The organism is uncultured Planktomarina sp. (assembly GCA_943788425.1).
Taxonomy (GTDB): Bacteria; Pseudomonadota; Alphaproteobacteria; order Rhodobacterales; family Rhodobacteraceae; genus Planktomarina.
The window spans coordinates 17,850-28,326 of the sequence record CALSQF010000009.1; the positions used below are offsets into that span (position 1 = coordinate 17,850).

The window sequence follows — 10,477 nt, forward strand, 5'->3', positions numbered from 1 at the left end:
CAAGAGTGTTTTATAGAGGCGCAACTACTCTAAGCTGGAGATCACGGCGCGCAATGTGGCGATGCCATCGCCTTTTTCTGAACTCGTCATAATCAGTTCTGGGAAGGCAGCAGGGTGTTTGGCCAACTTCCCGCGTACTTGCTCCAACACTCGATCTCGTTCGTGGTCTTTGATCTTATCGGCTTTGGTCATGACCACCTGAAAGGTCAGGGCCGATCTGTTCATCAGCTGCATGATCTCTTCATCAACCGGTTTGATGCCGTGGCGGCTGTCGATCAATACAAAGGCCCGGCGCAGGTTCGGGCGGCCAGAGAGGTAGTTCTTTAGAAGGCGTTGCCATTTTTCGACAACTGCGAGCGGCGCATTGGCGTAGCCATACCCGGGCAGATCGACCAAATAGCGCGCCGCGCCCAGTTCGAAGAAATTAATCTCTTGGGTGCGCCCGGGGGTGTTGGAGGCGCGGGCCAGACCTTTGCGATTGGTCAGCGCATTGATTAAGCTGGATTTACCCACATTTGAACGCCCGGCAAAGCAGACCTCGGCGCGATCGGCATCGGGCAGGCCATCCATGGCAACCACGCCTTTGAGAAAGTCCACTGGACCGGAAAACAATTTGCGCCCCAACTCGGCGGCCGCTTCGCTTTCAGGTTCCGCGATCGGGAAAGGTAGGATCATAACAGCTCCAACGTGTCATCGAGTGAGAGTGTGCCCGGTTCAATCACGCGGGCATACAGGCCGAAGTCCTGATGACCGCAAAGCGCATTCAGAGCGCCGAGCGTATCGGCATCACGCAGGCCTGTGTCTGGATTGGCGGTCGTGGCCAGGCAGCGCACAATTGGCTCCACGCCTTCAAATACCACGCTGCCAATGCGAAACCTTTGCGCGACCCAGCTGTGCTCAACCCAGGGTTCAAGCCCATCAATCCAAAGATTGCCGCGCCAGCGAAGCGGCGAAAGCGGTTGGCCCATGTGCTTGGAAAGAGCGCGCAAGGAAGCATGGCTGTTGATGCTGATGGAGGGAAAGTCGGTATCTGTAAAGCCGCGCTCGGGAAGGTGCAATATGCGCGCTGACTGCGCGCGTTCTGCAGGCATCAAGGGTTTCACCCAAGCAAGAAACCCTGAAAGCTGCCGCTCATCATCGGGTTGAAAGGTGAAATCTTTGCGATTTGGATGCGATAGGGTGAGGCTTTGATCCGTCTCATTGAGCCGCGCAGTGATGGCCACAAGGAGGGGTGCTTTTGAGCCGCGAGAAAAATTGGCACAGGATGCCCATCCGCTGCCATCGGCCTTGGATGCCTCATGGGCCACCGCCCAGCGACGATCCCATGGCATGGCCGCACCCTGAGACAATGTCACCTGTTTTAAGGCCTCACGCCCATGAGATTTCAGCGGATGGCGGAATATTTCCGTAACGCGCGGCATATCAGCTCTTCTTTTTCGGTCGTTTGAAGCTGTTGGTGATATTGCCAAAGATATCTGGTTTGACCCCTTGGCTACGCATGATCGAATATTGCTGAATGAAAGTGATCGTGTTGTTGGCAATCCAGTAGACCACGAGCCCGGAAGCGAAGCCGCCCAGCATGAACATAAACACCCAAGGCATCCAGGCGAAGATCATCGCCTGTGTTGGATCTGTTGGTGCGGGATTGAGTTTTTGCTGCATCCACATGGAAATGCCCAGAAGAAGTGGCAAGATACCAATTAAGATCAAGGCCACGATAGATCCGGGCTCTGGCGCGCCCCAAGGTAGGAGGCCGAACAGGTTGATTATCGAAGTTGGATCGGGTGCGGAAAGATCTTGAAATGGACCGAACCAGCTGGCGTGGCGCAGCTCCAGCGTCACGAAGATCACTTTATATAAGGAAAAGAAAATTGGGATCTGCGGCAAGATGGGCAGGCAGCCGGCAGCGGGGTTGACCTTATTTTTCTTGTAAAGCTCCATCATACCCTGCTGCATTTTTTGCCGGTCGTCCCCAGCGCGCTCTTTGAGCTTTTCCATTTCTGGCTGAAGCTCTTTCATCCGAGCCATAGAGACATAGGATTTATAGGCCAGGGGCAAAAGCAGTGCTTTGATCACCAGAGTCAAGCCGATGATCGACCAGCCCATATTGCCTATGAATCCGTTCATCGTATGCAGCAGCCAGAATATGGGTTTGGTCAAGAAATAGAACCAACCCCAGTCGATACTGTCGACGAAGCGATCCACACCCTTGTCGTTTTGGTAGCTGCGGATCACTTCCCATTCCTTCGCGCCTGCGAAGAACTGCGATGTGACTGTGGTTGAGGCGCCCGCTTCGATGGTCTGTGTTGGCTGCACGGCTTCGGTCAAATAGACGTCGTTGTTGATGTCATATTTGGCAACGGATTTGAACGCGCCCTGTGGCACAATTGTGGTCATCCAATAATGATCCGTGAATCCGATCCATCCGCCTTCGGCGACTTGCACAACATCGGCCGGCGCGCGTTCTTTGGGGTTGATATCGAATTCCGGCATATTGCCATATTTGGTTTCGTTCAATTCACCGTCGGACATGCGCACCATGCCTTCGTGCAAAATGAAAAAGCCTTTCAGGTTGGGTGGCTCGCCGTGGCGGGCAATTTGGGCATAGGGAGCCAGTGCAACCGGGGTTGCGCCGTCGTTTTGCACCGTTTGCTCAACTGAGAACATAAAATTTTCATCGAGTGATATTACGCGCTGAAAGGCCAGGCCTTTTCCATTGTTCCAGGTCAGTGTGACGGGGGAGGTGGGGGTCAACTGGGTCGAATTGGAGGACCAAAGTGTAGTCGGCCCCGGTACGTCGGCCGGATCAACGCCAGAGGCGGCGGCCCAACCATTAATGCCGTAATAAGCGTTGTCGGAGCCTTCCGGTGACAGAAGCGTCACGATTTCGGATCCTTCCTGTATGGTTTCGGTGTAATCTTTCAGGCGCAAATCATCAATTCGCCCGGCAAGAAGCGATAGGGAGCCTTCGAGGCGCGGCGTGCTGATCGTGATGCGTTTGGCACTGGCGACGGCCTGCGCGCTGCCAGTGCCCATATTTGTGCTCACCTCGGCGGTGCCGGTGGCGGTTGCTGCAACCGACGCGGTTTCACTTTGGGCCTGCTCTGGTGGTGGCGCAGTTTGTGGCGGCGCAATTGCGAACCAGGCCAGCATCACTGCAAAGCTAAGGCCCGTGGCCAAGAGAAGGTTTTTATTTTGATCGTCCATTTGAGCTCACCATGCGTCATTTGCCCGATATTGGGTTACATGGGGTTCAACCGCTGGCAAGGCAAAAGGTCAAGTAGATTCGGGGATTTCTGGGCTTTTAGCGCCCTTTATGCCAATTTTGCAGGTGATGCATGTGGGTGGGGCGGTTGTTGGTATTGCAAAGCCCAATTTTGCAATTGTTCAAGGGGCATAGGTCTGCCGATTCCGTAGCCCTGCCCGTGGCCGCAGCCAAGTTTTTGCACGACACGCAGCTCCGCATCGGCTTCAATTCCCTCTGCTATGGTGTCAAGATTAAGGAGTTGGGCCAATAAGGCGACAGCCGCCAGCATGTCTTACTTTTTGGGGTCCCGATCGATGTCGAAAATAAAGGAGCGATCTATTTTCATTCGGTTGATGTCCAATTGACACAGGGAATCGCACGGATTTTGCGCGGTACCAAAGTCATCAAGATCAACGTTACATCCGAGTTTGGCCAAAGAATTGACCGAGTGGCGCACGGGCGATGCCGCGTCTTGAACCGCAACATTTGCAAGCACCTCAATTGAGAGCCGGTTTGGGTGTAGATCGTATTGGTCCAGCGCCCATAGAATTCGGTTGACCAGATGCGGATGCTCTAGATCTGCTTGTGCGAAATTGACGCCGACATGGACGGCGAAAATTCCAGCGTCTTCCATGTCGCGCATGGCGCTTAGGACGTCGTGCAGTATCTTATCTGTCAATTTTTGCCAGAGTTGCGCTTCAGCGACTGAGGATAAAAACTTTAGCGGCGCAACCACGCCATGACTTGGATGGTGTCAGCGTGTCAATGCTTCCATGCCGGTGATCTGGCCATCGCTGAGGCTTACTTGTGGTCGAAAACAGGATCGAATTTCCTGGTTGTCGAAGGCTTATTTAAGGTCTTGCGTGATGGTAAAATGGTCTTTGGCTTTGGTGGGGAGGCTCGGCGGGATGATGGCCGATGCTCGGGTGGCCTCAGCCCGAAGCAAGACCGCAGTCATCGTGGCACATAGGATCGCGGCCCAAAGGCCGGCCTCTGGCGCGAAGACCCGCGCCAAGGGGCCACAATAGGCCATTGTACAATCTGCCAGCGGTGGGGTTTTGCAAAGCAATCACGGGTCGTCCTCACTGTCGTCAGGACAGTTAGCGGACAAATCGTAAGGTTTGGCTTAATCGGCGGGAGAATTTCACTCGTCGCGCGTCTCAAGCGCCAGGCCGAGGAAATCAAACAACTTGCTATCAAGCAGATGGGAGGGGCGGGCATTGGTCAAGGCGCGAAACAGCACATTGCGCCGCCCGGGATGATTGGCCTCCCAGCCATCTAAAATTGACTTTACCTGCTGACGCTGCAACCCATCTTGGCTGCCGCAGAGATCACAGGGAATGATTGGGTAATTCATCGCTTTAGCAAAAGCTTCGCAATCTTGCTCAGCCACATGCGCAAGGGGACGGTATAAAAACAGGTCTTTATCTTTATTGACCAGCTTGGGCGGCATTGTGGCCAATCGACCGCCATGGAACAGGTTCATGAAAAATGTTTCTAAAATATCATCGCGGTGGTGACCCAAAACCACGGCGGAGCAGCCTTCCTCGCGGGCGATACGGTATAAGTTGGCGCGCCGCAACCGGGAGCATAGCGCGCAAAAGGTGCGCCCGGCTGGCGTTTTGTCCATGACCACGGAATAGGTATCGCGGTATTCAATGCGATGCAGCACCTGCATGCGTTCAAGGAACTCAGGCAACACCGTTGCTGGAAAGCCTGGCTGACCCTGATCGAGATTGCAGGCAATCAAATCAATTGGCAGCAAGCCGCGCCATTTCAACTCATAGAGCACCGCCAGGAGCGTATAGCTGTCTTTACCTCCCGATAGGCAGACCAACCATCGCGCCCCTGGCTCTATCATTCCATAGTGTTCGATGGCTTCGCGGGTATTGCGCAGCAAGCGCTTGCGGAGCTTTTTGAACTCAGTGGTTTTGGGCGCTCCCTCAAAGAGGGGATGAATTTCTGTATCGTCATCTAACATGCGCTCCTTATGCCCAAGCCGTTGATCGGTTGCAATTGCTCGTTGACCGGCCAGTTTATAAAAGGAATTTGAGCGGATCGGGCGGTTTATGCGCAGGTGGCAACCCAATATCCCGGCGGATATGCGGGTTCATCGGCAAGCGGGTGGCGCGCTTGGTTTTACGCCGCATTAATTTGAGTTTGAGAATTTGGCCCAAGACCCGAAAAGTTCCGTTGTCTTTGATCAAGTCTTGTATATGGGCCATGAGACGGTTGCGTTCAATCAGTGTCATGATATGTATTCTGAACGGGCAAAAATCTCGCTTAATGCTATAAAATTGACAGCTGTGGTCTGGGGCTGGAGGCTTGTAAATTGGATGGAGTTATGAGGGTTTGGGCCTAAAGTTTGGGCAGGGCATCGGGCAAAAGATGCCGGGTGACAGATGCGCTAGGAGGCAGCGCCTTGATCGCCACAGCACACAGCTCGAGAGGCGCAATTAAAAATTGTCATTATTTTAATTTTCCTTTCAGAAAGTTGCGTGACGACAAAGAAGTGCAGTCATCAAATTAGTACAAGCCATTTGGTTCAATTACACTGCCCCTGTGGGTTTCTGGTCACGATTTAGGAGGGTGTTTGCCCGGCACCGGGTCGTAGCCATCGCCGCCAAAAGGGTGGCACCGCCCCAAGCGCCGGACGATCAACGCAAAGCCTTTGAACGCGCCGTGCTTTTCGAGTGCCTCAAGCGCATAGGCTGAGCAGGTGGGTTGATACCTGCAATTGAACCCCACCCATGGGCTGAAAAACAGCCGGTAAAACCGCACGGGGAGAGCGAGGATATGGGCGAAGATCGTCATTGCTTGGCTTGCAATTTTCGCAAGGAGGCTAAAAGCTCTTCTTGCAGCGCAGTGAATTTGGTGGAGGCGGTGACATTGGCACGGCCAATGAGCACATAATCGTGGCCGACCTGGCCAAACCGTGGCAAAATCAGCTGGGCTATTTCGCGCAGCCGGCGTTTGGCACGGTTGCGTGCCACCGCATTGCCGACCTTTTTGGAACAGGTGAAGCCCACGCGCAGCGCTTGCGCATCGCCCCTGTCACGCGCCTGAAGTACAAAACTTGTGGAATGGACCCTTTTGGCATGGGCCAGTCTCAAAAAGTCTTCGCGGTGTTTCAAACGTTCCAAAACCAATAAGTCCGACGACCCATGATCGCCGGACTTATCGGTACTAAGTTCAGACATCACTGATCGGGCGCTTATGCGCTCAATGATTTCCGGCCACGAGCGCGGCGTGCATTCAGAATTTTGCGGCCAGCTTTTGTGGCCATACGTGCACGGAAGCCGTGGCGGCGTTTGCGAACGAGGTTCGATGGTTGGAATGTGCGTTTCATCGCGAAATCTCCGGTTGGTTCAGCTCAACTGCTAAGCCATTTATCTCAGGACCCAGCCTTTAGGGCCTCAACGTCCGCGAGTCAAACAGACAATGCGTTATTTTCGGCAAAATTCTTTTAGAATATTTATAATCACTGAAACATTTTCGTGATTCTGATCAATGTCGCGTGAGGTGGGGTAGGAAAATTCTTTTTTGCCAGGCATGTGTAGGGACATACAAATATGTGGGGATTTTGATAATGCAGGCATTCTTGCCATCGGTATTTCGCCTATTGGGGCATTATCGCGTCGCGATCTTATTGTTGGTTTTTGTGGTATCGGTATCCTATTCTTTACAAGGGTACTTAAGCTTTGGCAACCTGCGAGAGCACCGAGCAATTTTGACTGAATTTCGGGATGCCAATTACCTGGTGGCGGTTGTGGTCTTCATTCTTGCCTATACGTTGTTCGTAGCCTTTTCAGTGCCGGGAGGCTTGCTTCTGTCCCTGACCGGCGGGTTTTTATTCGCGACCTTTCCGGGAGTGTTTTACAATATGGTGGGGGCGACTTTGGGAGCGAGCGCAATTTTCTTGGCGGCGCGTTGGGGATTCGGCGCAAATCTTGCCGCCACTTTGGAAAATTCCGAAGGTTTGGTCAAAAAGATTAAGGACGGGGTGGATGAAAACCAATGGTCCATGCTATTTCTCATCCGCTTGGTTCCAGGGGTGCCGTTCTTTTTGGCCAATCTGGTGCCAAGTTTTCTAGATGTGCCCCTGCGCCGCTTTGTTATTTCAACTTTCCTTGGCATTTTCCCGGGGGCTTTGGTGTTCACCTCCATTGGCGCGGGGCTGGGCGACATCTTTGAGCGCGGGCAGACACCGGATCTTGCGGTTGTGTGGGAGCCGCAAATTATTTTGCCGATTTTGGGGCTTTGCGTGCTCTCGGCCTTGCCGGTCTTGCTGAAGGTCTTACGCGGCAAGAAGGGAATTTGAGCATGGAGCGGATAGATACAGATATTTTGGTGATTGGCGGTGGCTCGGGCGGCCTTTCTGTTGCGGCGGGTGCGGTGCAGATGGGTGTGCGCGTTGTATTGCTGGAGGGTCACAAAATGGGGGGCGATTGCCTCAATTATGGCTGCGTGCCGTCAAAGGCGCTATTGGCTGCTGCATCTGTGGCTCATGCGCAAGGCGGCAATGCCGCCATGGGTGTTGGGCCTGGTCAGGCGACCATCAATTATGGCGAGGCGAAAGACTTCGTGGCCTCGGTCATTGGCCAAATCGCGCCGCATGACAGCGTGGCGCGGTTTGAGGGTCTGGGCGTGAATGTGATTGAAGCTTTTGGCCGTTTTATATCCCCCACAGAGGTCCAAGCCGGAGATTGGGTGGTCACCGCGCGCCGAATTGTAATCGCCACCGGCTCTGGCCCCTTCGTGCCGCCCATCCCAGGTTTGAACGATCTGCCTCACTATACAAATGAAACAATATTCGAGTTGCGCGAGCGGCCTGATCATCTCTTGATTATTGGTGGCGGACCGATTGGCATGGAGATGGCTCAGGCGCACCGCCGTCTCGGCTCTGAGGTGACTGTGATCGAAGGGCAAAACGTCTTTGCCAAGGATGATCCCGAATTGTCTGCGATCCTCGTGCAGAAGCTGCGCGATGAAGGCATTGAGATTGTCGAGGAGGCTTTGGCGCAAAGCGTGTCAGGCAGGGGTGGTGATATCACGGTGTCCACAACACAGGGTGAGTTTCACGGGACGCATCTTTTGTTGGCCGTGGGCCGCAAGGTCAATACAGAGCGGCTCAATCTGGAGGCTGCCGGAATTGACTACGACCGAAGCGGGATAAAGGTTGATGCGGGCCTGCGCACGAGCAATCGAAGAGTCTACGTGATCGGCGATGTGGCAGGCGGTCTGCAATTCACCCATGTGGCGGGTTATCATGCTGGTGTTGTGATCCGCTCAATGCTCTTTGGTCTGCCGGCCAAGGCGAAGAAGAACCACATTCCCTGGGCGACCTATACTGATCCCGAACTTGCCCAAGTGGGGCTGACCGAAGCGCAGGCACGGGCACGATATGGCGCGCGATTGGAAGTTGTCCGGGTTGATTTTGATGGCAGCGACCGGGCCATTGCCACCGGCACGACCACCGGTATGATCAAAGTCATGGTGGTCAAAGGACGACCCGTTGGAGCGTCTATCGTCGGTGCCGGAGCAGGAGAGCTGATTGGGATCTGGGCTATGGCTCTGGCCAACAATTTGAAAATTTCCGCCATCGCCGCCATGGTCCTGCCCTATCCCACGATGGGGGAGATCAACAAAAGGGTTGCAGGTGCCTATTTTTCGCCAAGACTATTTGAAAGCCGGTTCATCCGGTGGTTGGTTGGTCTGGTTCAGCGATTTATTCCTTAAAGGATCAGGTCACATTAGCATGTTTCAAACGCTTTCAGGACGGTTCGTTATTGTTACAGTGCTTTTTGTGGTAATGGCAGAGATTCTGATTTTCGTGCCATCGGTTGCGCGTTTCTGACTAGATTATTTGCGAGCAAGCCTGGAGCGCGCCCAAATCGCATCCTTGGCGCTTGAGGCGGAAGATCGGATTTCTTCGGATCTGGAGGCGGAGCTTTTAGAAATAGCTGAAGTCTATAACGTGGTGTTGCGGCGCAATGAGGTGCGCCAGCTTGTGCTGTCTTTTCCGATTCCTGCGCCGGTTGTCTCCTCTTTTGATTTGCGGCATCCCACTGTCTATGACTTGGTGGTTGATGGTTTGGCCGCCCTGTTTGATCTCAGTGATCAAGTCATTCGCTTGCTAGGGGACCCGATGCGACAGGCCGAGCTTTTGATTGAGATTACCATGTCCACTCGGGGGCTCAATGAGGCGCTTGTGGCCTATGCCAGTCAAGTGCTTTGGGTGTCGGCGGCCATTTCTGCCCTGACAGCGGTCCTGCTGTTTTGGGCTGTGCGGGAGGCCCTGTTCCTGCCGATGCGCCACGTGGATTCGCATATACAGTCCTACGCCAACGCACTGGAGGATGCGCGAAGCGCAAGAGGCGATGAAATCCATGCAAATTGAATTGACAGCGGCTTTGAAGCAAAAAGAGTGATTGGCACAATTGGGCAGCGCTGTGGCAAAAATTAGTCATGACCTACGCAATATCCTGAGCTCGGCGCAATTGTTTAACGATCGCATTGAAGCCAGCCAAGACCTTACGGTTGCACGATTAGCGCCAAAACTTGTTCGCTAGATTTCTCGGGCCGTCCATCTGTGCGAAACGACATTGGGCTTCGGGCGCGCTGAGGAGTCGGCGCCTCAGCTCGAGTGGCTGCAAGTGTCGCGCCTATTTATGGATGTGGTAGAGGCCGAGCAACTGGCCAGCGAGGGTAAAAATCATATTCACGCATTCTGTCGCCGAAGATCTGCAGCTCTGGGCCGATCCTGCGCAACTCTACCGAGTGATTTCAAACCTATGCCGCAATGCCTGTCAGGCCGTAGAGACTGTATCAGGGCAGGGGCAAATTGTTTTGAGTGCGGCAGAGGGGCAGAGGGGCAGGGGCATTGGTGAATCAAAGTGAAAGACAGCGGTCCAGGTCTGCCGGAGCGGGCAAAAACAATCTGTTTACCGCTTTTCAGGGCGTTACAACCAAGGGTGGCTCTGGTCTGGGCCTTGCCATTAGCGTCGAGTTGATCCGCGGCCACGGCGGTCATTTGAGCTTGGAAAAATCAGAGGCGCAGGGCAGTATATTTGTCATCAAGTTGCCAAAAGCCAACATCTGAAGTTTTAGAAATAATACCCTTGCATCCCCGCCCACCTCCCGCTATCTCCGCGACTAGTGGACCGATAGCTCAGCTGGATAGAGTACCTGACTACGAATCAGGGGGTCGGGGGTTCGAATCCTCCTCGG

11 protein-coding genes and 2 pseudogenes are annotated in these 10,477 nt (G+C 53.9%); 3 read left to right on the forward strand and 10 right to left on the reverse strand.

Features of this window, described 5'->3' with window-relative positions; genetic code table 11:
- Window positions 1-24: 24 nt before the first annotated feature.
- The 10 genes and pseudogenes from yihA to rpmH all read right to left on the reverse strand — a co-directional run bounded on the left by yihA (window position 25) and on the right by rpmH (window position 6,596).
- A complete protein-coding gene (gene yihA / locus ABLW18_RS09390) occupies window positions 25-675 on the reverse strand; it encodes a ribosome biogenesis GTP-binding protein YihA/YsxC (protein WP_347824563.1) in 651 nt (216 codons plus the stop codon).
- Window positions 672-1,421 (reverse strand): MOSC N-terminal beta barrel domain-containing protein, encoded by a 750-nt coding sequence (locus ABLW18_RS09395; RefSeq protein ID WP_347824564.1) that lies wholly within the window; start codon window positions 1,419-1,421, stop codon window positions 672-674. Before ABLW18_RS09395 ends, yihA begins: the two co-directional genes overlap by 4 nt.
- A 1-nt stretch (window position 1,422) precedes the next feature.
- Window positions 1,423-3,207: a membrane protein insertase YidC gene (gene yidC / locus ABLW18_RS09400; protein ID WP_276990292.1), complete on the reverse strand. Its 1,785-nt coding sequence runs from the start codon at window positions 3,205-3,207 to the stop codon at window positions 1,423-1,425.
- Between the two features lie 107 nt (window positions 3,208-3,314).
- A pseudogene (locus tag ABLW18_RS09405) lies at window positions 3,315-3,989 on the reverse strand (EAL domain-containing protein); the annotation flags it as partial.
- A gap of 105 nt (window positions 3,990-4,094) precedes the next feature.
- Complete coding sequence (locus ABLW18_RS09410; protein ID WP_347824565.1) at window positions 4,095-4,316, reverse strand: hypothetical protein; 222 nt, start codon at window positions 4,314-4,316, stop codon at window positions 4,095-4,097.
- Window positions 4,317-4,391: 75 nt separating this feature from the next.
- The gene (gene ttcA, locus ABLW18_RS09415) at window positions 4,392-5,228 is read right to left on the reverse strand and encodes a tRNA 2-thiocytidine(32) synthetase TtcA (protein WP_276990294.1); all 837 of its coding nucleotides are present in this window, start codon (window positions 5,226-5,228) and stop codon (window positions 4,392-4,394) included.
- Window positions 5,229-5,283: 55 nt separating this feature from the next.
- Window positions 5,284-5,499, reverse strand: coding sequence for a hypothetical protein (locus tag ABLW18_RS09420; RefSeq protein ID WP_276990295.1), 216 nt, complete (start codon window positions 5,497-5,499; stop codon window positions 5,284-5,286).
- Between the two features lie 322 nt (window positions 5,500-5,821).
- Window positions 5,822-6,061, reverse strand: coding sequence for a membrane protein insertion efficiency factor YidD (gene yidD / locus ABLW18_RS09425; protein WP_276990296.1), 240 nt, complete (start codon window positions 6,059-6,061; stop codon window positions 5,822-5,824).
- Window positions 6,058-6,447, reverse strand: a complete 390-nt coding sequence (gene rnpA / locus ABLW18_RS09430) for a ribonuclease P protein component (RefSeq protein WP_276990302.1) — start codon at window positions 6,445-6,447, stop codon at window positions 6,058-6,060. Before rnpA ends, yidD begins: the two co-directional genes overlap by 4 nt.
- A 14-nt stretch (window positions 6,448-6,461) precedes the next feature.
- On the reverse strand, window positions 6,462-6,596 hold the full coding sequence (rpmH, locus tag ABLW18_RS09435; protein WP_012177012.1) for a 50S ribosomal protein L34: 135 nt from the start codon (window positions 6,594-6,596) through the stop codon (window positions 6,462-6,464).
- Between the two features lie 240 nt (window positions 6,597-6,836).
- On the opposite strand from rpmH, the gene ABLW18_RS09440 reads away from it, so the two are divergent.
- The 3 genes and pseudogenes from ABLW18_RS09440 (at window position 6,837) to ABLW18_RS09450 (ending at window position 10,349) form a co-directional block, all read left to right on the forward strand.
- Window positions 6,837-7,568 carry a VTT domain-containing protein gene (locus tag ABLW18_RS09440; RefSeq protein WP_276990297.1) on the forward strand — a complete coding sequence of 244 codons (732 nt, stop codon included), beginning with the start codon at window positions 6,837-6,839 and terminating at the stop codon, window positions 7,566-7,568.
- A gap of 2 nt (window positions 7,569-7,570) precedes the next feature.
- Entirely contained in the window at window positions 7,571-8,986 is a 1,416-nt protein-coding gene (locus tag ABLW18_RS09445; protein ID WP_276990298.1) for an FAD-dependent oxidoreductase, read from the forward strand.
- Between the two features lie 19 nt (window positions 8,987-9,005).
- Window positions 9,006-10,349, forward strand: a pseudogene (locus ABLW18_RS09450) (HAMP domain-containing sensor histidine kinase).
- Window positions 10,350-10,477 lie beyond the last annotated feature (128 nt).

Excerpts from the sequence above, each read along its gene's own strand:
- yihA (WP_347824563.1), bottom strand. The coding sequence starts at position 675 with ATGATCCTACCTTTCCCGATCGCGGAACCTGAAAGCGAAGCGGCCGCC.
- ABLW18_RS09395 (WP_347824564.1), bottom strand. The coding sequence starts at position 1,421 with ATGCCGCGCGTTACGGAAATATTCCGCCATCCGCTGAAATCTCATGGG.
- yidC (WP_276990292.1), bottom strand. The coding sequence starts at position 3,207 with ATGGACGATCAAAATAAAAACCTTCTCTTGGCCACGGGCCTTAGCTTT.
- ttcA (WP_276990294.1), bottom strand. The coding sequence starts at position 5,228 with ATGTTAGATGACGATACAGAAATTCATCCCCTCTTTGAGGGAGCGCCC.
- ABLW18_RS09420 (WP_276990295.1), bottom strand. The coding sequence starts at position 5,499 with ATGACACTGATTGAACGCAACCGTCTCATGGCCCATATACAAGACTTG.
- yidD (WP_276990296.1), bottom strand. The coding sequence starts at position 6,061 with ATGACGATCTTCGCCCATATCCTCGCTCTCCCCGTGCGGTTTTACCGG.
- rnpA (WP_276990302.1), bottom strand. The coding sequence starts at position 6,447 with ATGTCTGAACTTAGTACCGATAAGTCCGGCGATCATGGGTCGTCGGAC.
- rpmH (WP_012177012.1), bottom strand. The coding sequence starts at position 6,596 with ATGAAACGCACATTCCAACCATCGAACCTCGTTCGCAAACGCCGCCAC.
- ABLW18_RS09440 (WP_276990297.1), top strand. The coding sequence starts at position 6,837 with ATGCAGGCATTCTTGCCATCGGTATTTCGCCTATTGGGGCATTATCGC.
- ABLW18_RS09445 (WP_276990298.1), top strand. The coding sequence starts at position 7,571 with ATGGAGCGGATAGATACAGATATTTTGGTGATTGGCGGTGGCTCGGGC.